Source organism: Sellimonas intestinalis (assembly GCF_001280875.1).
Classification (GTDB): Bacteria; Bacillota; Clostridia; order Lachnospirales; family Lachnospiraceae; genus Sellimonas; species Sellimonas intestinalis.
The window spans coordinates 66,001-91,856 of record NZ_LGAJ01000014.1; the positions used below are offsets into that span (position 1 = coordinate 66,001).

Consider the following 25,856-nt stretch of genomic DNA (forward strand, 5'->3'; position numbering starts at 1 on the left):
AAACATGAGGAAAAAAATTGCTTGTTTATTGGCAGCGGCGCTGTGTGTTACGGCAGCGCTTGGTGGATGCTCCGGCTCCGGGAAAGGGAGTGGTGGTGACGCGTCTTCTTCAGATGGAAGCGGAGGTACTTTTATTGTCCGTTCGGCAGGGGACCCGATGTCGTTTAACCCGGATGTCGCGGGAGATGACAATGGTTATCCGATCGCTCAGAATATGTTCCGGAGGCTGTGTGCGCTGGATTCCAGTAAACAAAATCTTGTGCCGGAAGCGGCGGAGTCCTGGGAGTATAATGAGGATGCGACAAAACTGACCTTCCACTTACGGGATGATCTGAAGTGGTCGGATGGAGAAGCGCTGACAAGCGAGGATGTTAAGTATACGTTTGACACGATCAAGGCAAATCCAACCTACTATTTCAGTGCAAGTATGGCAGTTGTAGATTCTATTGAAGCGCCGGATGATTATACCGTTATATTTAATTTGAATAAACCGGATTCATCACTTGTTTATTTCCTGGGATGGTATGCAACTTTTATTATGCCGGAACATGTTTATAATAATGGTCAGGCATGGGAAGAGAACAGCGAGGCGACGAATCCTACAGTAACATGTGGACCGTTTAAACTGGAGGAATATAACCAGGGTGAGAGTGTAACTCTTGTAAAGAACGAGGAATTTGCGGATCCGGCAAAACTGGACAAACTGATCTTTTCCATTATTCCGGATGAAGCGACAGCGGTTCAGGCGCTTCAGAACGGAGAGATTGATTTCTTTGAAAATTTCTCGGCATCCTATGTGACAGAGCTGGAAGCAGATCCGAATATCCGGGTGGAAATTAATGAGTACCCGTCTCCAATCCGTATGCTGTTTAATTTTAACAATGATACATTGAAAAATCAGGCTGTCCGGAAAGCGATTGCCATGGCGGTTGACCGGGATGAGGTATCAGAAAAAGTATTTAATGAAATTCAGAAACCAGAATATGCGCTGTATCCGTCTTATGTAGAATGGGCAGCCAATACAGAGGATACAGCTCCGGAATTTGATATAGAAGGGGCCAAAAAAGTTTTGGAGGACGCAGGGTTTACTGCGGACGCAGACGGCAATTACATCACAGGATTAACGATTGATGTATTTGAGGGATCAGGATACCCGGATACAGCAAGACTGATTCAGGCAACGCTTGCGGAAGTTGGTATTCAGACGGAAATTGAGGTTTCTGAGTATAATGCATGGAGCCAGAAAGTGTCAGTGGAAAAAGATTTTGATATTTGCCTGATGGGTGGATTCATGGGACCTGACCCGTCAGCTCTTGTAAATAGAATCGGTACAGGAGGCGGCTCTAACTATGGAAGTTACAGTAATACAAAAGTAGATGAACTTCTGGCGCAGGGGGCGTCTACTGCTGAGCAGAGTGAACGTGCGACATATTATAAAGAAGCGCAGACGATCCTTGCGGAAGAACTTCCATATATCAATATTGTAAGCTTCGCAGGGCCAGAGGCAAGCAATGCCGGATTTAAAAACCTTCCGTATGATGGGGAAGGAAAGTGGGCATGGGCAGACTACTCTCATGTAGAAAAAGCAAATTAGAAGGAAAGGCGAGGGCTGGGTTTCCGGCCCTCCAATAAAGAGAAACTAATAAAAATTGACATTTTTCAAAAACCCCGTTAAGATGTAGATGATATGGAAAATATTTACAGCAAAACGGGTATGAAAATTTTTTCACCAGGAGGGAACTACAGATGAAAAAAATATACCAGAAACTTCTGGAAGGGATTCCAGATTATAAAGAGTTTTTGACTGTGGAAGAGATGAACAGCTCATCAAAAAAACTGGCCGAAGAGCATCCGGAGAGCGTATCTATATTTGAAATCGGACAGACCAGGGACGGAATAGAACTGTACTGCTTAAAGATTGGAAGCGGCTCACATACAGCATTGATGTTTGGATGTCCACACCCGAATGAACCAATCGGAACGATGATGCTGGAATATTTTTCAAAACGGCTTGCAGAAGATGAAGAGCTTAGAAAAGAATTGGATTATACATGGTATATTGTGAAAGCCTGGGACGCGGATGGACTAAGACTAAATGAGAAATGGCTGAAAGGACCATATACACTGTATAACTATTCAAGGAACTTTTTCCGTCCGGCAGGGTTTAGGCAGGTGGACTGGACATTTCCAATCGATTACAAAGAGCTTCATTTCCACAATACACTTCCGGAGACAACGGCAATGATGCATCTCATTGACAAGATCAGACCGGAATTTATTTATTCCTTACATAATGCGGGCTTCGGCGGAGTGTACTGGTATCTTTCCAGAAAGACGCCGGAGATCTATGAAGAGATGCGTGAAGCGGCAAACCGTCAGGATGTTCCGCTCAATCTGGGGGAACCGGAGGCGCCGTACTGTGTGGAATGGGCGCCGGCAGTATATCAGAGTCTTGGAATACGGCAGGACTATGACTACATGGAGCAGTATGGAAATGTGGACATGAAGGAAGCGATCAAATGCGGCACCTGCAGCGCTGATTATGGAAAAGACGTATGCGGCGCGTTTACTTTGCTGACGGAGCTTCCGTATTTCTATGATAAGAGAATTAAAGATATGAGCCCGTCCGATATTTTGAGGAAAGATGCGGTACTGGAAAAGTTGGAATGGAATGAAAAGAGCAATCGTTTTATTCGTGAGACACTGGATATTTCCCGCAGGTATATGGAGGAGGAAAATCCGTTCTTACTGGCGCTGTGTGCGTTTACGGAGGATGATTCCGGAGAAGCCACAAAGAGAATGGTGGAAGAAAATCCAGAGTATCATAAGACGGCTACGATTGCAGAAAAGTTTGATAATGGACTTGTTTCTAAGTTCTATAAACTTCTGAGCTACGGGATGCTCATCCGGGCAAACGAGTATGAACTAGAGAAAATGCAAGGTAAGGGTGAAGAGGAACAGGAAAAGGCGGCCGCACTGAAGAAGGCATTTGAGATTGCGGAAAAGGAGCATAGAGAACTGGCTGAATATCTTGAACAGGAGATTGACTATCTGGTTGTTCCGATTCGCAAACTGGTATCGATCCAGCTTGAATGTGGTCTTTTGATGGCGGAATACCTGAAAGAACACTAGAAAAGGAACAGAAGAATATATGGATATTATCGAAACAATCAAAAGCAGGTATGATGGACTGACAAAAAAGCAGAAGAAAATCGCGGACTATATGATCAATCATATAGATAAGATGTCGTTTATTACAATGAAAGAATTAAGTGACGCGACCTCTGTCACAGAAGTGACGATTCTTAATGCATGTGCGGCGCTTGGGTTTCCAAGCTTTAAGGAGTTTAAATATGAAGCAAGGAAATATCTGGGATTGCGAGAAAAGCTTTTTTTACATGAGAGCGGAGATTTGGGGGTGTCCACGATTCCCAAATATGAACTGGATAATAAAAAGGAGCTTTTAAAATCGATCGCGGAAGAAGAAAATGTACAGTGGGAAAATTACTATGCTTCTCTTGACTATGAGGCTCTTTTCCGGATCGCCAAGGAGTTTGTTTACCGGAAGCAGATCGTGCTTTGCGGCCGGGGTGTATCTAAGATGCTTGCAGAAATGATTTCCATCAGATTGGCAGGATGTACGATTGGGTCAGTGGTGATGGACACAGAACTGAATGATAATATTCATATGGGACTTCCATTGATCCAGAATCAGACACTGACTGTTGTTATTTCCTTTCCGGACTATTATTTTATGACGGAAAAGATCGCTGAATACGCAAAAAGCAAAGGCAGCCATGTAATTGCGATTACAGATAGTAAAGAGGCGGCGATTACGAGATTCAGTGATGATGTGTTGACAGTGCCAAGCCATACCAGGCTGTTTTTGAATACGTTATCCATTCCCATGGGGCTTTTAAACGTGCTTACATCAGCTATCGATATCGAAAAGAATTTTAAAGGGGAAGGAAAAGAGGCGATTGGCAGCTTGGGATCTTATTTTCAGGAAAAAAGCTGGTGGAAATTAGGCAAATAAAAATGATAGTATAATATGCAACAGAGAGAATGATGATTATTCATCGTTCTCTCTGTTTTTCAGCACATGATTCAGAAATTTATCTACACTTCCGGCAAACAAATATCCCACTAGAGAAATAAAAATAAAGCAGCCGGTTAAAACCATAACTTCCATACCGATAACCTCTCTCTATCATGGATTTGTAACATTTAGATCAGATATGAAAACAACGCTGAACATCACGGTATGTGCCTAATGCAAGGATCGTACTGTCTGCCGGGAACCGGGTATCTGATTTGATTACTGTCATGGTGAATTTGCCATGTTGCTTGATTGCCATAATCGTTACATGAAAACGGTTCCGCACGTCTAACTGAGCAATGGTTTTTCCTACCCAGCTTTCCGGGACTTCCACCTCAAAAAGAGCATAATCGTCTCCCAAGGCCACATAGTCAGAAATATGGTCAGAAGTATAACGAATGGCAGTCCGGATTGCCATTTCTTTTTCCGGATAGACGACATTATCTGCTCCGTTTCTAAGGAGAAACTTAGCCTGGATATCTCTGGCCGCTCTTGCCACGACACGTTTTGCACCTAAATCTTTTAGAAGAGACGCAGTCTCGAGAGAACTTTGGAAATTATCACCGATTGTGACAATACATACATCAAAATTACGGACGCCGAGGGATTCCAGAAATTCCTCGCTTGTGCTGTCACCGATCTGAGCGTTTGTTACATAGGGCATAACGTCATTTACACGTTCTTCATCCTTGTCAATGGCCATTACCTGATGTCCTAATTCGTTTAATTTCAAAGCGGCATGTCGGCCAAAACGGCCCAGTCCAATTAATAATACTGTCTTCATATCTTCCTCCGTAAATTATTTTTTTATCTGTTTCTGTTAACCAACTGTGATCCGCTCCTGTGGGAGTCGGGCGTTTGAATTTCGCATATTGGAAAGGGTGGCGTAAATTAAAGTAAGACCACCTACACGACCAAAAAACATCAGGACAATTAAAACCATATGCGAGATCGTACTAAGTTCTGGCGTAATGCCTAATGATAGACCGACTGTACCAATGGCGGAAGCCGTTTCAAAGAGACTGACCAGAGCCGGGATCCCTTCCAGACGGCTGAGAATGAAACCGCCTGTCAGGAACAGAACCAGATACATGATCAGTATGGTAGATGCCCGTGATACCGTTTCTGCGGAAATGCGGCGTTTGAAAAAGTGTGGATTTTCGGTGCGCCGAAAAACCGCTATAACATTAGCCAACAGAACGGCTATCGTTGTTGTTTTCATACCTCCTGCGGTAGAGCCGGGAGAACCTCCGATCAACATTAAAATCGTAATCATAGATTGTCCTGTCTCACTCATGGAGGTAAGATCAGCGGTGTTGAATCCGGCAGTTCTAGGAGTGACTGCCTGGAAAAAGGACAGCAGTACTCTTTCCCCAACAGGGGCGTCAGCAAATTCAAAAAAGAAAAAGTACAGAGTCGGGAGGAAAATCAAAATTCCCGTCACCGACAAAATTACTTTGGTCTGCATACGGTATTTCCGAATATGAAAATGGTTACACCGGATGTCTTCCCAGGTAAGAAAACCGATACCTCCAATAATGATCAACAAAGCAATCACAATGGGAACGACAGGGTTGGCCGCATAACTGGTAAGAGAAGAAAAGGGTTCTCTGATTCCCAGCAGGTCAAATCCTGCGTTACAAAAAGCGGATATGGAATGGAAAAAGGCAAACCACAGTCCCTTTACTATTCCAAAATCGGCCGCAAAAGCAGGAAAGAGCAGGGCGGCGCCAATGAATTCGACGATGAGGGACACCCTCAGAATAAACCAGATCAGGCGGACGACACCGCCTACCTTAGGGGCGGCAATCGCCTCCTGCATCGCGCTTCTTTGCATCAATCCGATCCGGCGGCCTGAAAGAATGGCAAAAGCTCCGGCTACCGTTACCACGCCGAGTCCGCCAATCTGAATCAGCACAATGATAACAAACTGTCCAAACTGGGACCAATATGTCGCTGTGTCATGGATGACCAGACCTGTAACACAGACAGCAGAAGTCGAGGTAAACAGAGCGTCTATAAATGGTGTAGGGTGCCCGTTTTGGGTGGCTACAGGAAGCATAAGCAAAAAACTTCCCAAAAGTATCACAAGCAGAAAGCCAAGTATGATCACCTGAAAGGGAGACATATTCTGTTTACGCCGGATGTTCCATCGCCCCACAAGGTTCACCTCCAACTGACATTCAAGTCTTAATATACAAAATAACACTAATATAGTATCTGTATGTCATTATCTTCGTTTTATCTATGTTTGGCTATAAAAATTGTATAAAACTTTTCTGTTTGGCATTAAGATGACATTAAGGTTTAAAGAGGGACTTTATTGTATCTTAACATAATTTTAATGCGAGAAGAGATATCTTTATACTCAAAGCAAGATAAAGCATGGTATAATTAGAAAAAATAAAAGGAAGGTGATTGTTGCGTTGGATTTTAAAAATCAGGGACCGGCAGATGAAAGAAAGCAGGGAACTCTTAAGATTTTTTTTGGTTATGCTGCCGGTGTAGGGAAAACGTATGCAATGTTAAAAGCTGCGCATAGAGCCAGCGAACAGGGACAGGACGTTGTAGTCGGCTATATTGAGCGACATACAAGGCCGGATACGTTGGCACTTCTGGACGGGCTAGAGCAGCTTCCAAATAAAACAGTGAATTATAAAGGGATTCAGCTAAAAGAATTTGATCTGGATGCGGCTTTAAAGCGGCATCCACAAATTATGCTGGTAGATGAACTGGCACACAGTAATGCAGCCGGATGCAGACATACGAAGCGGTATCAGGATGTAGAAGAACTTTTGAGAGCCGGGATCAACGTATATACGACGATTAATGTGCAGCATTTGGAGTCATTGAACGACCTTGTGGCTTCGATTACACAAGTTGCCGTCAGCGAGCGTATCCCGGACTCGGTATTTGATTCTGCAGATCAGGTAGAATTGGTAGATATCGAGCCGGATGATCTGATTATACGTCTGCAATCTGGAAAAGTATATCGGAAAGATCAGGCGAATCGGGCGTTAGACCACTTCTTCTCAAAAGAAAATCTGGCGGCACTTCGTGAGATCGCGCTTCGCCGTACTGCGGACCGCCTGAGCAGGAATGCCCAGAAAGAAGGAAATGAACGTGCGGCAAAAGCCGGAGAGCACATTTTAGTTTGTCTTTCCGCTTCACCTTCCAATGCAAAGGTAGTACGGACAGCAGCACGTATGGCAGAGGCGTTTCATAGTGGTTTTACCGCACTATTTGTCGAGACGTCAGAGACGAAAGAATTAAAGGGAGAAAGCCTGAAAAGACTGAGGGACAACATGCGGCTGGCGGAACAGCTTGGGGCGCAGATTACCACTGTATATGGAGATGAACCTGCGGTACAGATTGCGGAATACGCAAGAGTCAGCGGAATTACTAAGATTGTGGTGGGGAGAACCAATCATAATACGGTTGCGGGGGTTCGGGACAGGACATTGTCTGATAAACTGGCGAATCTGGCAAACGATATTGATATTTATATTATTCCTGATTCGCAGCCCCTATATAAAAAGAAGTTTTCCCTGTTCCGGAAAGATGAGGAAGAAAAGTTCCGTTGGGTTGACTTACTGAAGACATTACTGATTATTAGCGGGGCTACGTTGATCGGTTTTGGATTTTATTCTCTGGGACTGCGGGAAGCGAATATTATTACAGTTTATATTTTGGGGGTTTTATTGACTGCGGTTTGTACTCATGGGCATCTTTGCGGAGTGATCGCTTCATTGTGCAGCGTAGTTTTGTTTAATTATTTCTTTACAGTACCACGTTTCTCCCTGGTGGCCGCGGATCCGGATTATCCGGTTACTTTTTTTATCATGCTGATAGCCAGTATCATGTCCTGTACACTGGCGTCCCGAGTACGGAAGCAGGCGCGCCAGTCGTCTCAGAGGGCATATTATATGGAGCTTTTAATGAACAGCAGCCAGAAAATGCAGCAAGGACGTGACGAGCAGGAAACAATCGAGCTTGCCGCAGAGCAGGTGAGTAAGCTTTTGAACCGTCCGATCCTGTATGCGTTGGCAGGAAAGGGGGGCGACCTTTCCTTTCAGGCCACACCAAAGACAAAGGCAGGAGAGCTTCTTGGAAGTATGACGGCAGAGGAACAGGGAGTGGCAGACTGGGTCGCGAAGAATAACAAACACGCAGGTGCGGGGACCAATACGCTTTCCCACGCGCAAAATCTGTATCTCGCTATCCGCGGAAGCCAGGAAGTAATGGGCGTGATTGGGATACCGGCTAGATTTTATCCGCCTTTGGAGGCGTTTGAAAAAAATGTGATGGTCTCCTTGCTGAATGAGTGTGGTATGACGCTGGAAAGGCGCCGGCTGCGTGCAGAGAAGCAGGCTGTCGAGATGGAGACCCAAAGAGAGCGGCTTCGCTCCAATTTGCTTCGGGCGATTTCCCATGATTTACGTACGCCGCTCACAAGTATCAGCGGGAACGCGACTATTTTAATGGAAAAAAGTATTTCACTTAAAGAAGAAGAACGACAGGAAATGTATAATGCTATCTATGATGATTCGATGTGGCTTGTCAATCTGACGGAGAACCTGCTGTCTATCACCAGGATTGAGAATGGTACGATGCAGTTGCAGATTGAGGCGGAACTGCTCGATGAGGTATTCCAAGAAGCGCTCGCTCATGTGGATCGTCAGTCCAAGCAGCATGATATTTCAGTAAATCTTTCAGATGATCTTCTTATGGCAAAGATGGATGTGCGCCTGATTGTACAGGTGATTATCAATATTGTAAATAATGCTATCAAATATACGCCTGTTGGGTCGCACATCCGACTTTCAGCAGAAAAGCAGGATGACATGGTGCGTATCAGCATTTCAGATGATGGACAGGGAATTTCCGGTGAAGCTAAGAAACATCTGTTTGATATGTTTTACACCGCGGGGATTGGGAAACCAGATAATCGAAGGGGGCTTGGCCTTGGCCTTGGCCTTTGTAAATCCATTATTGACGCGCATGGTGGGACGATAGGAGTGGAAGATAATATACCACAAGGATCTGTATTTTATTTTACATTACCATTGGAAGAGGTGAGCTTACAATATGAATAAATCCAAAATTCTAGTTATTGAAGATGACCCGGCAATTACAAATTTAATACGAACAACGCTGGATACCCAGGATTATCAGTATCATACGGCGCGAACCGGGTCTGCCGGTCTGATGGATGCAGTCGCTTATAATGCCGATGTGATCATTTTAGATCTGGGGCTTCCGGATATGGATGGAGTGGAAATTATTCGGAAGATCCGTGGATGGAGTACGGTGCCGATTATTGTAGTAAGTGCACGAAGCGAAGACAGTGATAAAGTGGAAGCACTGGATGCCGGAGCGGATGATTACCTTACCAAACCGTTCAGTATTGATGAGCTTCTGGCACGGCTTCGGGCAGCACTACGCAGACGCCAGCTGGATGATACGGGGCTTGCGCCGCAGGAAAGCGTTTATCGTAACGGAAATCTGTCGATAGACTATGCGGCAGGCTGCGTGTACCGGGATGATCGGGAAATTCATCTTACACCGATCGAATATAAGTTGCTTTGCGTGCTTGCCAAAAATACCGGAAAGGTTCTGACCCATAATTATATTCTGAAAGAAGTTTGGGGGAACGCTTTTTCTGCGGATGCTTCTTCCCTGCGCGTGTTTATGGCGACATTGAGGAAAAAGATCGAGGAAAACCCTGCGACTCCGCAATATATTCAGACTCATATTGGGGTTGGATACCGGATGATCCGGCAGTAGTTTGATATATTTCAGTATAAAAATAAGAAACAAGCCAATGTGGAGACATACCGTCTGCCTGATAAAATCGGGCAGGCGGTATTGTATTTAATGGCGCATAAATATAATCTTAACAGCTTTTTAATATGGCGGGAGATGTCTTAAAACAATCTTCAGGTGAATACTGCTATAATCCATACAGAAAGGAGGAAGTAGCCTTATGATGGATATTATTATGCTGTTAGTTTTGGCTGGCTGTATAGGGCTAGTCACTCTATTGGTATATTGGTGCCAAAAACAGGTAGAGAGGAATGAATAAGGAGGAAAGAGAACATGGTTGTTCTTGCAGTTATTGTATTATTGTTGGGGTGTTACCTGGTATATGCGTTGGTACATCCTGAAGAATTTTAGACCCGGCGGGAGGAGATCATCATGTTACAGATTATATTGACAATATTAATTTATCTGATTTTGGTGATTCCGGTAGGAATTTATGTGTACCACATCGCTGCCGGAAAACACACCTTTGCAGATCCCGTATTTGACCGTGTGGACGGAGTTATTTATAAGCTTGGCAGAGTCAATCCGAAAAACGGGATGAGTTGGAAAAAATACGCTTTGTCACTGATTGCGACAAACGGAGTTATGATTCTTGTGGGATATATTATCCTGAGAATCCAGAGTATCGCTCTTTTCAATCCGAATGGGATTGGGGCAATGGAGGAATCACTTTCCTTCAATACGATTATCAGTTTTATGACAAATACAAACCTGCAGCATTATTCCGGTGAATCCGGTCTGTCATACCTGTCCCAGATGCTGGTAATCATTTTTATGATGTTTGTATCGGCGGCCACAGGCTATGCGGCATGCATCGCATTTATCCGGGGACTTGCAGGAAAAACAAAAGATAATGTTGGAAACTTTTTTGCGGATCTTGTCCGTATTACAACCCGTGTGTTGCTTCCGCTTTCCATTATCGGCGGACTGTTGCTTGTATGGCAGGGAGTGACACAAAACTTCAGTGCAAACGTCGTAGTCAATACCATTGAAGGTACAAAACAGATTATTGCACAGGGACCTGTTGCGGCGCTTGAGATTATCAAGCATCTGGGTACCAATGGCGGTGGATTTTTGGGAGCGAACTCATCTACCCCGATTGAGAACCCGACGATTATCAGCGACCTGATTGAACTTTATTCTATGATGCTGCTTCCGGGCGCATGTGTCATCACTTTCGGTAAGATGGTACGTGATCGCAAACGTATACAGGCGGCAGAAAAAGCAGGTGAGAACGGACTGACAGTTGTAAAAACCGAGAAGGTTCGTAAGGGTCTGACGGTAAGGATGTACGGAAGAGAAGGACGCAGTATCTTTCTTGCAATGGGCATTATCTTCCTGATCGGCTTAAGCGTCTGCTTCTGGGCGGAAAATCAGGGAAATCCGGCTCTCCAGGATGTGGGCTTGTCTCAGTCTATGGGAAGCATGGAAGGCAAGGAAGTTCGTTTTGGAATCGCACAGTCCGCTATGTTCACGACGACAACGACATCCTTTACGACAGGTACTGTTAATAACATGCACGATACATTGACCCCTCTTGGCGGCATGATTCCGATGCTTCATATGATGCTGAATGTTGTGTTCGGCGGAAAAGGCGTCGGTCTGATGAATATGATTATGTATGCTATCTTAGCAGTGTTTATCTGCGGATTGATGGTTGGACGTACGCCAGAATATTTAGGTAAAAAGATTGAAGGCCGTGAAATGAAGTTGACGGCACTGTGTATTATTATCCACCCATTTTTGATTCTTGCGTTTTCCGCACTGGCAGTTGGAACGCAGGCCGGAATGGAGGGCATTACGAATCCGGGATTCCACGGATTGTCGCAGGTTCTTTACGAATATGCTTCTTCAGCGGCAAATAATGGTTCTGGTTTTGAAGGACTTGCGGATAATACATTATTCTGGAATATCACGGCCGGACTTGCAATGTTCTTCGGCAGGTATCTGTCCATCGTAATTCAGTTAGCGATTGCGGGGTCTTTGATGAAGAAGCGGTTTGTCAATGAGTCGGCCGGTACATTACATACGGATACCGTAAGCTTTGCAATTATTCTGGTATTTGTAGTATATATTTTTGCGGCGCTGACCTTCTTCCCGGTACTGGCGCTGGGCCCGATTGCGGAACACTTAACCCTGTGGGCATAAGGAGGAACATTTATGAGCAAGAAAAATCAGAAGCTGGTTACGCCTGACATTTTCCGTCAGGCGGTCATCGGCTCCTTCACCAAATTGAATCCACTTTACATGATGAAAAACCCTGTCATGTTTGTGGTAGAAATTGGGTTCTTTATTACCTTGTTGCTCTCCATTTTCCCAGGATTGTTTGGAGACATCAGTAATGGAAGTAATTTAAGGGTTTACAATATTATTGTTTGTGTTGTTTTGTTTATTACAGTACTGTTTGCGAACTTTGCGGAATCTGTTGCGGAAGGCCGGGGAAAGGCACAGGCTGCCAGCCTGAAGAAAACACAGAAAGATACGCAGGCACGTGTTCTTCTGCCGGATGGCACAGAAAAAATGGTGATGTCCAGCGAACTGAAAAAAGGTGATATCGTCATGGTTTCTGCAGGCGAAATTATCCCGGGTGACGGTGAAGTCATTGAAGGAATCGCTTCCGTAGATGAATCTGCTATCACTGGTGAGTCTGCTCCGGTAGTACGTGAATCCGGCGGGGATTTCTGCTCTGTAACCGGTGGTACAACGGTTGTATCCGACTGGCTGAAGATAAAAATCACTTCAGAACCGGGAAACAGCTTTCTGGATCGTATGATCGCACTGGTTGAAGGTGCTTCCCGTAAAAAGACGCCAAACGAGATTGCGCTGAGCACTCTGTTGGTTTCATTAACAATCATTTTCCTGATTGTAATTGTAACCTTGTATCCGATTGGTATTTATTCTGGTGTTCAGCTTCAGACATCCACACTGATTGCACTGTGTGTCTGCCTGATTCCTACGACTATCGGAGGATTGCTTTCCGCGATCGGTATTGCTGGTATGGACCGTGTTACACGTTTTAATGTCATTGCGATGTCCGGCAAAGCAGTTGAGGCCTGCGGTGACGTAGACACTATGATCCTGGATAAAACAGGTACGATTACATACGGCAACCGTCTTGCGGCAGATTTCTTTCCGGTAGGCGGCGCAAACAGAAGCGATCTGATTCGCTGTGCGGCCCTTACAAGTCTTAGAGATGAAACCCCGGAAGGAAAGTCGACTCTGGAGCTTGCAAAGCGTCTGGGAGATCAGAGCCGTGAAACAGCAGAAGCTGAGTATATTGAATTTACAGCACAGACAAGAATGAGCGGTGTGGATCTGCCGGATGGAACAAAAATCCGGAAAGGCGCTGCAGAAGCGATTGAGAAATATGTAAAGGCAATGGGGGGATCTGTCCCGGCCGACTTACATGACGAAGTAGATAAAATTTCCAGCCTGGGCGGTACGCCGTTGACCGTATGTGAGAACAAGACAATTCTGGGTGTCATTTACCTGAAAGATACGGTAAAACCTGGTATGGTAGAGCGCTTTGAACGTCTGAGAGCAATGGGTATCAGAACCATCATGTGTACCGGGGATAACCCGCTGACAGCAGCTACGATTGCCAAAGAAGCCGGCGTTGACGGTTTCATTGCAGAATGTAAACCGGAAGACAAGATTGATGTTATTAAAAAGGAACAGGCGGAAGGTAAAATTGTAGCCATGACCGGTGACGGGACAAACGACGCTCCGGCACTGGCTCAGGCAAACGTAGGTCTTGCTATGAACAGTGGTACGACAGCCGCAAAAGAAGCGGCAAACATGGTAGATCTGGATTCTGACCCGACAAAGATTCTGGAAGTTGTAGAAATCGGAAAACAGCTTCTTATCACCCGGGGAAGTTTGACTACGTTCTCCATAGCGAATGACATCGCAAAATACTTTGCGATTATTCCGGCAATGTTTATGATGGCGATCCCGGAACTTAGGGTATTAAATATTATGCATTTGGCATCGCCTTACAGCGCGATTTTGTCAGCGCTGATTTTCAATGCCATCATCATTCCAAGCTTGATTCCGCTGGCTATGAAGGGTGTAAAATATCGCCCGATGTCATCTGGGAAAATGCTTGCAAGAAACATGTTAATTTATGGTCTGGGCGGTGTTGTTACACCGTTTGTAGGAATTAAGATTATCGATATGCTGATTCATCCACTGCTGACGATGATCGGATTAGGATTATAAGAAAGGATGATAGTGAAATGAAAGAATCAGTAAAAAAGCTATTACATGGAACACGTCAGTCAGTGATGATTACAGTGGTTCTGATGTTAATATGCGGCCTAGCGTTTCCTTGTCTGCTTACGGGAATCTCCGGTCTGATCTTTCCAAGTCAGGTAAACGGGAATTTGGTTTCCGTAGACGGGGAAACAGTAGGCGCCGAGAATGTGGGGCAGGAGTTTACAGAAGACTATTATATGTGGAGCCGTCCTTCTGCTTATCATTATAATGTATATACAGAAGAAGATGGCAAGCAGACTTATAGTGATGGAACAGAGTTTGCGGGGCTTAGCTCCGGATCCAACAACTATGCACCGTCAAATCCGGCATTGACAGAGCGTGTAGAAGCAGATATCGAGAAATTCCTGGAAAAGAACCCGGATGTAAAAAGAGAAGATATTCCGACGGATCTGCTGACAGCCTCTGGCTCTGGACTTGATCCACATATTTCTCCGAAATCTGCCGAGATTCAGATTCCAAGAATTGCCGAGGCTTCCGGGCTGAGCGAGGAGAAAATTGAAAAAATCGTCAAGAATAATACGTCTGGTAAGGTGCTTGGCGTATTTGGAGAAGATAAAGTGAATGTCTTGATGGTAAACATTGAAATTGCTCAGGCAATGGATCTTATATAAGAGAGGGCTGATGTGCCATGATGGAAATGCATTCTTTCAAAAAAACACCGCAAGTGGTGAGCCTGTTGCCGGAAAAACAAGCAGAGGTAACGGCAAAGGAGCTGTTTTGTTTTCTCTCTGAACTTTGTGAATGGTCCCAGTCTTGTCCGTTGGTCTACCGCGGCGGGCTGGACCGTGGAAAAGTTATTTATCTTTTGTTCCGTGATTTCGCTTTTTCCGGTGACGATTTCTGGCAGACTTTCGGACAATACTTTTATGTAATGAATTCCAGATGGAAATTGGATGTGTTTGGAACAGCCTACCCTTCCCAGGAAACTGTGTGGCTGACATTGGAAGAAAAAGACGGACAGTGTTATGGAATTCAAAATACAGTGTCTGGAAAAGAAGTTGACACAATCCATTCTTTTTGCTTGAAAATCGAATGTGGTTCTTGCGAAGAGGCTCATATACTACAAAATCTGTTTCGATCGGATGATTGGAGAAAAGGGATTATTGTAGCGGATTGGAAATATCACCAATTTTTTGAAAAGGAAAATATAGAGAATCATTGGGAGAATAGTTGTTTTTGCTATGGCAGCCTGTTTGAGGAAGTGGAGCCAAGTGATTATTTACATGCCTTGACACTTGAGCAGAAAGTCACGTTATGGACAGGATTTTTAGAGAACGGCTTTGACTATAAGGAATTTGAATGGCTTTATCTGAGGATTTCAGAGAGAGCAGTGGAGAACCGGGTTGAATGGGAGCTCGCCCTGCATATAGCCATGCAGAATCTGAGGTATACTATCCGGGTATCGGAACGCGGTTTTGAATTGTATGACGCTCAGTCAGAACGAAAATATTTCAATTTCAATAGTAGGCAATATGCCCAGATGGCGTTTCTGAAGATTCTATTTCCGGTCAATATATAAACCAGAAGGGAGCCCTGGACTACAGAACAGTATCTGTAGTCCAGGGCTCCCTTTGTGTCTGGAAGCATTTCCTACGGATACATTCCATGTGTTGACAAACAGGTTCTTTCGTGATATGTTTAGGGCAATTTCGTTAAGAATTTATAAAGGAAGGTGGCGGGTGAAATGAATATGGCAAAGAAAGCTGTGGCAGTGATGTGCGGTATTATGATTGCGCTGATGAGTTTTACCCTCACTGATCTGGGAAATGCGATAGGGGGCTTTCCGGCATATGAAGAGGAAAAAGGATCAGAGAAGTTGACGATCTCAGAACATGGCAATAAGTCTGCTCTGATATTGGATACAAAATATGAGTCGGTGAAGAGCGGCCTACGTGGGTCAGCGCACGGCAGCAGGCAGAAGATGGACAGGGGCATGACTCTTTTTTTCGTGTCCTTTTTTATTCTTTTTTACTTTGTTTTTGTAAAAATGCATGTATTGGGGTTGCTTCAAAATGACAGGCGCCGAAGATTCTGGATGGAGAGATTCTTACACGAACTGATTTCTCAAAAAGAAAAGGATGGAAAGAAACGAGACACTGCCGCAGGAGAGTTCTTTTAAAATACAGACAGAAAAAACAGACAAAATAATGGGGAAAGTGGGAAAAGGAAAATGAAGCATTTTGTGGAATTTTTAAAGTACCAGCCGCCGGGACGTCTGATCACGACAGGATTTGCAGTTGTGATTTTGCTGGGGGCTTTTTTGCTTCTTCTGCCATGTTCGGTGAAAGACGGGGCGGAAGTAAGTGTGATTGACGCACTGTTTACGTCTACCAGTGCAGTCTGTGTGACGGGCTTGATCGCCATTGATACGGCGGATCATTTTACAGCTCTTGGGCAGGCAATTGTGGCTCTTTTGATTCAGATTGGGGGACTTGGCGTCACATCCGTTGGCGTCGGTATTATGATCGCGGCGGGACGAAAAGTGGGACTTCGCGGCAGAACACTTGTCAAAGAGGCGCTGAACGTGGACTCTTATGGAGGGCTTGTAAAGCTCGTAAAAGCAATTTTGATTACTACGGTATGTTTTGAAACAGCAGGTGCGGTGTTAAGTTTTATCGTATTTGTTCAAGACTATGCTCCACTCCATGCGCTTGGGATTAGTGTGTTTCATTCCGTTGCAGCCTTTAATAATTCCGGATTTGATATCCTGGGAGGTCTTCGGAATCTGACTCCTTACCAGGACAATATTTTATTAAACTTGACGACATGTACGTTGATTTTCTTTGGGGGGATTGGTTTCCTGGTCATCATGGATGTACTGAAACGAAGGAACTTCCGGAAGCTTGCTCTCCATTCCAAGGTAGTCCTGACGACAAGTATAGTATTGATTGTTCTTGGAACAGTACTCTTAAAATTTACAGAACACATTTCCTGGATGGGGGCTTTTTTTCATAGCATTTCCGCGAGAACAGCGGGGTTCTCCACCTATTCGATCGGAGAATTCACAAATGCGGGACTGTTTGTCCTTTGTGTTCTGATGTTTATTGGGGCGTCGCCGGGTTCCACCGGGGGCGGTATCAAGACGAGTACATTTTTTGTACTTGCACAATCTACAAGGAGTATGTTCTCCAAACAGGCAGTGGGCGCGTTTAAAAGAAGCATCTCCAGTCAGAATGTCAGCAAGGCGTATGCGATTTCCATGTTGTCCGCTCTGGTTGTGATTGTGGCAACCTTTTTGCTGTGCGTGTTAGAGCCGGAATTTCAGTTTATACAGCTGTTATTTGAAGTGATCTCGGCATTTGGTACCGTAGGACTTTCCACGGGAATCACGCCGGATTTGAGTGGGGCAGGGAAACTGGTGATTATTTTGGTCATGTTTATCGGACGTCTGGGAGCGATGACGCTGATCTCAATGTGGATTGAGCGACCGGAAAAGATGATCCGATACACAGAAGAGACGATTGCGATCGGATAAACATTTGGATAAGAAAGGATAATCAGATATGAAAAAGAAACCAACGGCAAATTCATTTGGGGTGATCGGACTGGGGCGTTTTGGAATGGCACTTGCAGTAACGCTTGCAAAGGCCGGAAAAGAAGTCATTGTACTCGACGAGTGTGAAAGTAAGGTAAGAGAGATCAGGCAGTATACGGATCTGGCTTTTGTGACGAGTGATCTTAATGAGGAGTCTCTCAGGGAGGCAGGAATTCAAAACTGTGATGTTGTCATTGTATGTATCGGCGAAAATATGGGTGTCGGGATTTTGACAACGATGACGGTGATCGATATGGGAGTACCGAGAGTCATTTCCAAGGCGTTGACGACAGAGCAGGGAGCGGTCCTCAAAAAACTGGGAGCGGAGGTCGTTTACCCGGAGAAGGATATGGCCTATCTGCTCGGGAAGAAACTTGTCTCTAACAGCTTTATGGATTTCCTGTCCTTGGATGACAGTGTGGAGATCCGTCAGGTTCAGGTGTCCGGAAGTGCAAATGGACGCAGTATCGAGGAGCTGGCTCTGCGGAGAAATTATCAGCTCAATATTATTGCTATCGAACGGAATCACAAGACTACGATTGAAATTCATCCGGAGGATCGCCTCTGGGAGGGAGATATCATTTCTGTAATCGGAAAAGTGGACGCTATTGATAAATTTGAAGATCAGTTATAAGTTTTTTGGCCGGCGTGAAGAGGGTCTGGTGAAAGAAGCATTGGAAATCCCGGGAACCGGGCGGAAATAAAGAATGGAAAGAGATCAGAAATCAGAACTTCACAGTTCTGTCAAATTGGTGTAAACTTAGTTGGTTATGACTAACCAAAACCAACAGGAGGATTTATGCTGATTGAAAAAAACTGATGAGTCTGATCTCTTTTATTTTACTTGTATTATGTATGTTGGCACCCATGAAAAAGAATCGTGCATTAAAAGGAAATAAGATAGTACAGGTCATATTGAAGCCTCATGCAGTCTATGGAATTCTGATTTTTATGACGTCCCTCGTTCATGGGGTTTTTGCAGGTAAGAAGGCTGGAATAATGAGCGGAAAGCTTGCGTGGTGCTGCCTGCTTTTGCTTTTGGTACTGGCAGGTTACCAGAAACGAAGAAACACCAGAGGGCAGTATTTCATAAAACAGAGATTTATGAGATGGAAACAGAGTAAAAACACGAACACCCGTTAACCAAGTAGCTAACGGGTGTTCGCGTTTATAAGTTATCTAAAGGAATGAGAGTAAAGTGCGGCACTTTTATGTGCCTACTTTATGAGGGGGGAGATAGTGATTGTTCATCAACTATCTGACTTATAGTATAACCAGAAAATATGTCTAAAATATGTGCAGTTCATAAAAGAAAACGAAAATTTCTTAATCAAATATGAAGATTTAGCTGATGTAAAGCAAAACTATGAATGATATTGCCGGGAAAGCTTTGATAAAATGGCGTAAACCGGCCGGAAAAGAATACAGCATACGATCAGATTCCCCAGACAGTGCAGAAGGTCAAAAGGAATTCCCGCTATCCAGTAGGCAAAAGCGGCGTCCGGGCCGCTGAGGAAGACGTAAGGAATGGCACAGAGGGCTCCGAAAGCCAGTCCGAAAAATCCGGATATTACACTCCAGAAGAGAAAGTGGTTAAAACGGCGCAGCAGCAGTACCGTTGCCGCAAGGATGCTCCAGAGATAGAGATACTGAAACCACCAGAGACCAAATCCGTATAGAATCCCTTCCAGAAGTATAAACGTGTAAATCATCAGGAATACTTTTCTGCCGAAAACCAGTGTATAGAGGATAATGAGAAAACTCACAATCTCGATATTTGGTAGAAAGGCAAGAAATACCTGTCCTATAAATAACAATGCTGTGAGAATTCCCATCAAAAGAAGTTCATGTACATGGATCCGGGACATTAATAGCCCTCTTTCAGTGTCAATTCAAATTGATCCTGATCTGCGACAGGAGTCTGGTCTGCGGAGGTATTTACGTTTTCCCCATCCTTGGTGATGCACCACCACTCCTGCCTGGTGTCGTCGGCTGTTTCGCCGTCTACTTCCGTAATGAAAAGGCCGTACTCGCCTTCCGTTCCTGTAATCAGATCCTGCTCTTCCAGTGCTTCGCGCAGATACTCGCTGTTAGTCTGGAGGTCAAAGTCCTTACTGGAACCATCCCCATGTACGACTGTGACAGTAATGCTCTTTTCGCCCTCTTTTGTCTTAGGAAGATAATTCCGGTAAAGGAAAAAGGCGCCGATAAAGAGCATGAGAAGTAAGATGGCTGATATGACAATCGCTCTTTTTTTCATAGTATAGTTATATCCCTTTCCTAAAGTTTTGCTGTTTGATTGTAAGCCCTGTCCGCCAAAATGTCAAGGAGGTCATACCTTAAAGCAGATACTGGAAACAGTGGAGCATAGACTAAAAATTTGACATTTGCCTTACTTTGTGCTAATAATTCAATCAGAAAAATCAAGTGGATTCTTCCTGCCGGTTTATGGTCTGTCAGGAGATGTCAATGCGCTGGCTGAAAGGAAGGTGGGATAGGATGAGTCTGATATGGGAATTCCTGTTTCTGGCAGTAATTTTAGGCGCAGCTGTCTCGGACTGGAAGACCAGAAGGATCTCAAACCGTTACCCTCTGTTGCTTCTGGCAGGCGGACTTCTGGCGCTTGTGGGACAGACAGAGCCGGATCTTACGGTCTCCGAAGCGGTGGTAGGAGCGGTTGTCTGTGGACTTCCGCTTTTAGTGGCAGCACTTTTGGCAAAGGGGTCTTTTGGCGGCGGGGATATTAAGCTAATGGCCGCCGCCGGAGTATGTCTTGGCCCTGAAAAGGGACTGTATGCTCTCTTTTTTGGCCTGGTGTTTGGCGGATTCTTTGGACTGGGGCTGACAGTCCTGAAAAAGCGAAAAAAAGAAGAGGCCATTCCGCTTGGCCCCTTTTTAGCCGCAGGTATTGCGGCGGAAAGCTTATCTTTTTTCTTCTATTAAAAAGCTAATACCATCTCACCATCGGGAGGCTGTTGTTAATGCCCTTGGTGAGCAGAATCTGGTGAATGTCGATGATACCGTTGTGGAATGTGGCGGCGCAGGCATTCAGATAAAGATTCCACATCCGTAAAAAACGTTCGTCGAACATCTTTCGTTCGTCCTCCAGATGTTTGTGGAAATTTTTTGCCCAGCAAAGCAGTGTTTTATGATAATGCAGTCTCAGATTCTCAACGTCCAGCGTGTGGAAATTGTCTTCCGAAAGGCAGCAAAGCATTTCCCTGAGACTTGGCACCATACCGCCGGGAAAGATATATTTTTTAATCCACGGATCCCCGGGGTGTTCTTTGAGTGCGCTGATGAAGTGTAATAGGAAGATTCCACCATCTTTTAGAACGTCATTCACACAATCTACAAAAAGCTGGTAATTTGGCCGTCCCACATGTTCTAGCATCCCGACGCTGACGACACGGTCAAAGGTATAGCCGCTCTTTGGAAGATCCCGGTAGTCCATGAGCTCTGCTTTCAGAGAGTCCTCCAGGCCCTCTGCCTGGATTCGGTGCCGGAATTCGGCGCACTGCTCGGCGCTCAAAGTGATACCTACTCCTTTAACTCCGTATTTTTTTGCCGCTTCGATAAGGAGATAGCCCCATCCGCAGCCAATATCCAGAAGCGCCATCCCTTTTTTTAAATGCAGTTTTTTCAGAATATAGTCTACCTTATTGACCTGGGCCTGATAGAGGGTGTCGTCCGGGTGTTTGAAATAGCCGCAGGAATAGCTCATCGTCTCATCGAGCCAGAGACGATAAAAATCATTACCGATATCGTAGTGGGAGGAGACTTCCTCTTTCTGGTTCTTCTTCGAGAGGGAAGTGTGCATCAGTTTCTTTAATGCAGATTCATCGGTTGAAAATTTGCCGAGCTGACCAAGAAAGTGGTCAAGTGCGTAGTACAGATCTCCCTCAATCTCCAGGGCGCCGTCCATGTAGGCCTCGCCAAGAGCCAGTGAGGTGCTTGTCAGAAGTGTTGTCTTGGAAATCGGTTCCTTGAATACAACTGTAAAGGTCGGTTCCCCTTCTCCGATCAGGTATTCTTTTCCATCCATCTTTACAAGAAATGGATAATCTGTAAACTTTCGTAAAAATGCAATCAGTATGTTTTCCATATGCCAATTCTCCTTTACGACAGCATTTCCAATTCAAGATTTGTTGTGAGAAAACAGATCCTGTAAATGGATCAGAGCTGTATTTACAGTATGCTATTTTAACCCTGCATCATAGGAAATGCAAGGGGGAAAAGTAACGATTCAGCCACATGGCCCGGATTCGTGGCTTGAGACAGAATTTTGTGATTTCAGAGCGCATGGCTGAATCATTAGGAAAAAAGAAGTCAGACTTGATTGCTCTGGTGAAAAATGTCATAATAAGCGTTATGAAGGAAATTGGACAGGTGGAGGATCAGCTTTGTATACATTGACAGGTACAGTGATTCATGGAAAAGGAAATGGAAGAAAGGTAGGGATGCCGACGGCAAACCTGTACTATGCCGAGGGGGCAAAGCTTCCGGAGCGTGGAGTCTACGGGGTGCGGGCCCGCATCGATGGCAAGTGGTATCCAGGTGTTACCAATGTGGGGACGAGACCATCGGTGGACGACGATCCGAGGATGACGGTGGAAACGTTCCTACCGGGCGAAGACATGGATCTTTATGGAAGAGAGATGACGATTGAGTTTCACATTTTTCTTCGGGGGATCCGGAAGTTTCCGTCCCTGGAGGCAGTAAAAGAGCAGGTGGATCAGGATATCCGCCGGACGCTGGCATACTTTGAGGAAAAAGTTCCGGGAGGATATGACAATGAAGAGAAGAATAAAAAGACGGCGGTCCAGGAGAAATGCAGGAAGAATTAAAAAGAGCGTACTGATTCCGCTCCTTCTTCTTGCGGTGGCAATGCTTTTGATGGCGGCGTCCGTGTACATTGACGGATTTGCCGACTGGTATGCGGCGTGGTTCTATCCGGTATCAGCCGGTGCTTTCGGGAGAGTTTTCGGGCTGGTGCCGACGTCTGTGGCGGAGATTGGGCTGTACCTGACCGTGATAATTTTTGTGCTGGGAATGCTTTACATTATCCTTTCCTTGATTCATAAAAATTGGAACCGCTTTCGGACAAAGCGGGCCGCGAAAGTACTGTTATGGACAGTCTCGGTACTCGCTTTTTTATATGTCGTTAATTGCGGCGTCAATTACCGAGCGACATCTTTTGCAGAGCGAAGTGGAATACAGCCAAGAGAATATTCCGTGGAGGAGTTAAGAAATGTTTGCCTGTGGCTCGCCCAGAAAGTGCAGGAGACGGAGCCCCAGATCACACGGGACAGTGATGGTGAGATGATCTTTTCCACCGATGCCGGAAAAAACGCGGTTCGGGCCATGCAGGAGCTGGGGGAAGACTACCGGGAGTTAAAGGGTTATTATCCGCAGCCGAAATCATTGATTGTCCCGGCCTTTTTATCGGTTCAGTCGCTGACAGGTATCTATTCTCCGTTTACCGTAGAAGCGAATTATAACAGCGACATGACGGCATACAATATCCCTTTTACTATGTGCCATGAGCTTTCCCATTTGAAAGGATTTATGCAGGAGCAGGAGGCGAATTTCATTGCGTGGCTTGCTTGCAGCCGCGCAGCCGCCCCGGAATTCCGTTACAGTGCGGCGCTTTCCGGATGGCTCTATGCGTCCAATCAACTCTGGAAGTACGATCCTTCCTCTTACGAAGAACTCTACGGGATGCTGCCGGAGAACGCGCGGAGGGATCTTGCGGCAAACGACGTATTCTGGGCGAAATATGAGGGGAAGATTGCCGAGGTATCCAACCAGATCAATGATGCTTACTTAAAATCCAATGGGCAAGAACAAGGTGTGAAAAGTTACGACAAGATGGTGGACATGCTTGTTGTCTATGTGCTGGATATTCTGGCGGAATAAGAAGAGAATAACAGGAGAAACAGATGAAAATATTGAGACAGTTTTTAATCATATTGCTGATTTCGCTTTTGGGCGAGATCCTGAGCTGGCTGCTGCCATTTCCGGTTCCTGCCAGTGTATATGGGCTTGTGTTGATGATGGCGGCGCTGATGACCGGGGCGATCCTCATCCCGCAGGTAAAAGAAGCGGCGGTTATCTTAATCGAACTGATGCCGGTCATGTTTATCCCGGCGGCGGTAGGGCTGATGACTGTCTGGGAGAAGTTGCGTCCGATGGTCGTTCCGGTGATTGTTATCACCTTTGTCACCACCCTCCTTGTCATGGGAGCAACCGGGCTTGTGACCCAAAAGGTCATTGAGAAAACGGAGAAAGGAAGCGAAAACTAAGATGCAGGATTTTATTGAACAGTCGCTGTTTTTCGGACCGGTGATCAGTCTGGCGCTTTACGAGGTGGGGCTTCTGATCAAACGCAGATATAAGCTTGCCATTCTCAATCCGCTCCTGATTACCGCGATTGTGTTGATTGCCTTTCTGGCTGTGAGCGGAGTGGAGTACGATTCATATAATGCAAGCGCCAAATATATCAGCTACTTTCTGACGCCGGCGACAGTTGCCTTGGCGGTGCCGCTCTATGAGCAGTTCAAGCTTTTAAAAGATAATTTGGCGGCGGTACTTTGCGGCATCCTGGCGGGCGTGCTGACCAGCCTGGTGAGTATTCTGCTCTTATCAAAGCTTTTCGGGCTTACCCATGAGCAGTATGTGACCCTACTTCCAAAGTCGATCACGACGGCCATCGGAATGGGCGTCTCCGAGGAGATGGGGGGAATCACAGCCATCACAGTGGCGGTTATCTGTGTGACCGGAATGATCGGGGATATGACGTCAGAATGGTTGTTCAAAATTTTGAGGATCCGCCACCCGGTTGCAAAGGGGCTGGCTCTTGGGACGGCATCTCATGCCATGGGGACGGCCAAAGCTATGGAGATGGGAGAAGTAGAGGGCGCCATGGGGAGTCTGGCGATTGTGACGGCGGGACTTTTGACGGTAATAGGTGCATCCTTCTTTGCACAGTTTCTGTAAGGAGAAGGAAAGATGGTATGCAAACCAAAGAGCGGTGCAAAAGATACATAGAAAGGATAGGAGGAAATGACAATGATCATGTTTCAAAACGATTATGTGGAGGGCGCACATCCGGCAGTTCTCAAGAAGTTAGTGGATACAAATATGGAACAAAGTGTGGGATACGGAGAGGATCCCTACTGTGAGAAGGCAAGGGCGAGGATCCGGGAGGCCATAGGCAGAGAAGATGCGGACGTCCATTTTCTCGTAGGGGGAACCCAGACAAATCTGACAGTGATTTCAGCGGCCCTCAGACCTCATCAGGGAGCGCTTTGTGCGGAAACCGGGCATATTCATGTGCATGAGACCGGATCAGTAGAAGCATGTGGACACAAGGTGCTTGCAATGCCAGGACAGGAAGGAAAGATTACCGCAAAGCAGGTGAATAAGGCATATGAGAGTCATTGGACGGATGGGGCGCGCGAGCATATGGTGCAGCCAAAGCTTGTATACATTTCCCATCCGACGGAGCTTGGTACGTTATACACGAAGCAGGAGCTTATGGATCTGCGGAATGTCTGCGATGCATGTGGATTGTATCTTTTCCTGGACGGGGCGAGACTTGCTTACGGACTTGCGGCGGATGGGACGGATGTGACTCTTCACGATCTGGCGGTGTTGACGGATGCTTTCTATATTGGGGGCACCAAGGTAGGGGCACTTTTTGGAGAATGTGTGGTCATTAACCATCCCGCCATGAAGGAGGATTTTCGCTATCTGATGAAGCAAAAGGGCGGTATGCTTGCGAAAGGCCGTCTCCTCGGACTTCAGTTCCAGGCAATGTTCGAGAATGATTTGTACATGGAGATGGGACGCCATGCGGACCGGCTTGCCATGAAGCTCAAAAAGGGACTTCTGGAAAAGGGTTACCACTTTTACATCGATAGTATTACAAACCAGCAGTTTGTGATAGTGGAAGATCAGAAATTACAGGAGTTGGAACAGCAATTTGTGTTCAACCATGAGATGCGTTACGACGAAAACCATATGGTGATCAGGATCTGTACTTCATGGGCTACAAAAGAAGAAAATCTGGAAAAACTGCTTGCGGCATTTTAGAAACGCTACTGGAGCAGATAT

At 45.5% G+C, this 25,856-nt stretch carries 25 protein-coding genes; 20 read left to right on the forward strand and 5 right to left on the reverse strand.

Annotation, left to right across the window (positions count from 1 at the left end; all coding sequences use genetic code 11):
• Window positions 1-4 precede the first annotated feature (4 nt).
• The 3 genes from AOA56_RS12905 (at window position 5) to AOA56_RS12915 (ending at window position 4,036) form a co-directional block, all read left to right on the forward strand.
• The gene (locus AOA56_RS12905; RefSeq protein WP_053769823.1) at window positions 5-1,594 is read left to right on the forward strand and encodes an ABC transporter substrate-binding protein; all 1,590 of its coding nucleotides are present in this window, start codon (window positions 5-7) and stop codon (window positions 1,592-1,594) included.
• A gap of 152 nt (window positions 1,595-1,746) precedes the next feature.
• The gene (locus AOA56_RS12910) at window positions 1,747-3,132 is read left to right on the forward strand and encodes a M14 family zinc carboxypeptidase (RefSeq protein ID WP_024731568.1); all 1,386 of its coding nucleotides are present in this window, start codon (window positions 1,747-1,749) and stop codon (window positions 3,130-3,132) included.
• Window positions 3,133-3,151: 19 nt separating this feature from the next.
• Window positions 3,152-4,036, forward strand: coding sequence for a MurR/RpiR family transcriptional regulator (locus AOA56_RS12915; protein WP_024731569.1), 885 nt, complete (start codon window positions 3,152-3,154; stop codon window positions 4,034-4,036).
• Window positions 4,037-4,232: 196 nt separating this feature from the next.
• On the opposite strand, the gene AOA56_RS12920 is transcribed toward AOA56_RS12915, so the two are convergent.
• Window positions 4,233-4,883, reverse strand: coding sequence for a potassium channel family protein (locus tag AOA56_RS12920; RefSeq protein ID WP_024731570.1), 651 nt, complete (start codon window positions 4,881-4,883; stop codon window positions 4,233-4,235).
• Window positions 4,884-4,919: 36 nt separating this feature from the next.
• Complete coding sequence (locus tag AOA56_RS12925; RefSeq protein ID WP_082350014.1) at window positions 4,920-6,227, reverse strand: TrkH family potassium uptake protein; 1,308 nt, start codon at window positions 6,225-6,227, stop codon at window positions 4,920-4,922.
• A 298-nt stretch (window positions 6,228-6,525) separates the two neighbouring features.
• Between AOA56_RS12925 and AOA56_RS12930 the strand changes: the two genes are divergently transcribed.
• The 11 genes from AOA56_RS12930 (at window position 6,526) to AOA56_RS12975 (ending at window position 18,881) form a co-directional block, all read left to right on the forward strand.
• On the forward strand, window positions 6,526-9,195 hold the full coding sequence (locus AOA56_RS12930; protein ID WP_034594196.1) for a sensor histidine kinase: 2,670 nt from the start codon (window positions 6,526-6,528) through the stop codon (window positions 9,193-9,195).
• Window positions 9,188-9,886 (forward strand): response regulator, encoded by a 699-nt coding sequence (locus AOA56_RS12935; protein ID WP_024731572.1) that lies wholly within the window; start codon window positions 9,188-9,190, stop codon window positions 9,884-9,886. The genes AOA56_RS12930 and AOA56_RS12935 overlap by 8 nt, the downstream gene beginning before the upstream one ends.
• Before the next feature lie 312 nt (window positions 9,887-10,198).
• Entirely contained in the window at window positions 10,199-10,276 is a 78-nt protein-coding gene (kdpF, locus tag AOA56_RS16840) for a K(+)-transporting ATPase subunit F (RefSeq protein ID WP_082136338.1), read from the forward strand.
• A gap of 21 nt (window positions 10,277-10,297) precedes the next feature.
• Window positions 10,298-12,073, forward strand: a complete 1,776-nt coding sequence (locus AOA56_RS12940) for a potassium-transporting ATPase subunit KdpA (protein ID WP_053769824.1) — start codon at window positions 10,298-10,300, stop codon at window positions 12,071-12,073.
• A gap of 12 nt (window positions 12,074-12,085) precedes the next feature.
• Entirely contained in the window at window positions 12,086-14,146 is a 2,061-nt protein-coding gene (gene kdpB, locus AOA56_RS12945) for a potassium-transporting ATPase subunit KdpB (protein WP_053769825.1), read from the forward strand.
• Window positions 14,147-14,163: 17 nt separating this feature from the next.
• Entirely contained in the window at window positions 14,164-14,814 is a 651-nt protein-coding gene (gene kdpC, locus AOA56_RS12950; protein ID WP_053769826.1) for a potassium-transporting ATPase subunit KdpC, read from the forward strand.
• Between the two features lie 17 nt (window positions 14,815-14,831).
• Window positions 14,832-15,722 (forward strand): hypothetical protein, encoded by an 891-nt coding sequence (locus AOA56_RS12955; protein ID WP_024731575.1) that lies wholly within the window; start codon window positions 14,832-14,834, stop codon window positions 15,720-15,722.
• A gap of 165 nt (window positions 15,723-15,887) precedes the next feature.
• On the forward strand, window positions 15,888-16,322 hold the full coding sequence (locus AOA56_RS12960; RefSeq protein ID WP_024731576.1) for a hypothetical protein: 435 nt from the start codon (window positions 15,888-15,890) through the stop codon (window positions 16,320-16,322).
• A 51-nt stretch (window positions 16,323-16,373) separates the two neighbouring features.
• Window positions 16,374-17,678, forward strand: a complete 1,305-nt coding sequence (locus AOA56_RS12965) for a TrkH family potassium uptake protein (protein ID WP_024731577.1) — start codon at window positions 16,374-16,376, stop codon at window positions 17,676-17,678.
• 28 nt (window positions 17,679-17,706) lie between these two features.
• Window positions 17,707-18,372, forward strand: a complete 666-nt coding sequence (locus AOA56_RS12970; protein WP_024731578.1) for a potassium channel family protein — start codon at window positions 17,707-17,709, stop codon at window positions 18,370-18,372.
• A 233-nt stretch (window positions 18,373-18,605) separates the two neighbouring features.
• On the forward strand, window positions 18,606-18,881 hold the full coding sequence (locus tag AOA56_RS12975) for a hypothetical protein (RefSeq protein WP_152334142.1): 276 nt from the start codon (window positions 18,606-18,608) through the stop codon (window positions 18,879-18,881).
• A gap of 221 nt (window positions 18,882-19,102) precedes the next feature.
• On the opposite strand, the gene AOA56_RS12980 is transcribed toward AOA56_RS12975, so the two are convergent.
• On the reverse strand, window positions 19,103-19,606 hold the full coding sequence (locus AOA56_RS12980) for a hypothetical protein (protein WP_053769827.1): 504 nt from the start codon (window positions 19,604-19,606) through the stop codon (window positions 19,103-19,105).
• The gene (locus tag AOA56_RS12985) at window positions 19,606-19,998 is read right to left on the reverse strand and encodes a DUF4430 domain-containing protein (protein ID WP_024731581.1); all 393 of its coding nucleotides are present in this window, start codon (window positions 19,996-19,998) and stop codon (window positions 19,606-19,608) included. The genes AOA56_RS12980 and AOA56_RS12985 overlap by 1 nt, the downstream gene beginning before the upstream one ends.
• Before the next feature lie 239 nt (window positions 19,999-20,237).
• Here AOA56_RS12985 and AOA56_RS12990 point away from each other — a divergent pair, with 239 nt between their 5' ends.
• A complete protein-coding gene (locus AOA56_RS12990) occupies window positions 20,238-20,681 on the forward strand; it encodes a prepilin peptidase (protein WP_162224707.1) in 444 nt (147 codons plus the stop codon).
• A 4-nt stretch (window positions 20,682-20,685) separates the two neighbouring features.
• Here AOA56_RS12990 and AOA56_RS12995 read toward each other — a convergent pair whose 3' ends face one another.
• Complete coding sequence (locus AOA56_RS12995) at window positions 20,686-21,843, reverse strand: SAM-dependent methyltransferase (RefSeq protein ID WP_053769829.1); 1,158 nt, start codon at window positions 21,841-21,843, stop codon at window positions 20,686-20,688.
• 298 nt (window positions 21,844-22,141) lie between these two features.
• Between AOA56_RS12995 and AOA56_RS13000 the strand changes: the two genes are divergently transcribed.
• The 5 genes from AOA56_RS13000 (at window position 22,142) to AOA56_RS13020 (ending at window position 25,835) form a co-directional block, all read left to right on the forward strand.
• Window positions 22,142-22,585 carry a riboflavin kinase gene (locus AOA56_RS13000; RefSeq protein WP_048620556.1) on the forward strand — a complete coding sequence of 148 codons (444 nt, stop codon included), beginning with the start codon at window positions 22,142-22,144 and terminating at the stop codon, window positions 22,583-22,585.
• On the forward strand, window positions 22,533-23,657 hold the full coding sequence (locus AOA56_RS13005; protein WP_053769830.1) for a DUF3810 domain-containing protein: 1,125 nt from the start codon (window positions 22,533-22,535) through the stop codon (window positions 23,655-23,657). Before AOA56_RS13000 ends, AOA56_RS13005 begins: the two co-directional genes overlap by 53 nt.
• Before the next feature lie 23 nt (window positions 23,658-23,680).
• Entirely contained in the window at window positions 23,681-24,043 is a 363-nt protein-coding gene (locus tag AOA56_RS13010; protein WP_024731586.1) for a CidA/LrgA family protein, read from the forward strand.
• A 1-nt stretch (window position 24,044) separates the two neighbouring features.
• Window positions 24,045-24,737, forward strand: coding sequence for an LrgB family protein (locus tag AOA56_RS13015; RefSeq protein ID WP_024731587.1), 693 nt, complete (start codon window positions 24,045-24,047; stop codon window positions 24,735-24,737).
• A 72-nt stretch (window positions 24,738-24,809) separates the two neighbouring features.
• Entirely contained in the window at window positions 24,810-25,835 is a 1,026-nt protein-coding gene (locus AOA56_RS13020) for a threonine aldolase family protein (RefSeq protein WP_053769831.1), read from the forward strand.
• Window positions 25,836-25,856: the final 21 nt, after the last annotated feature.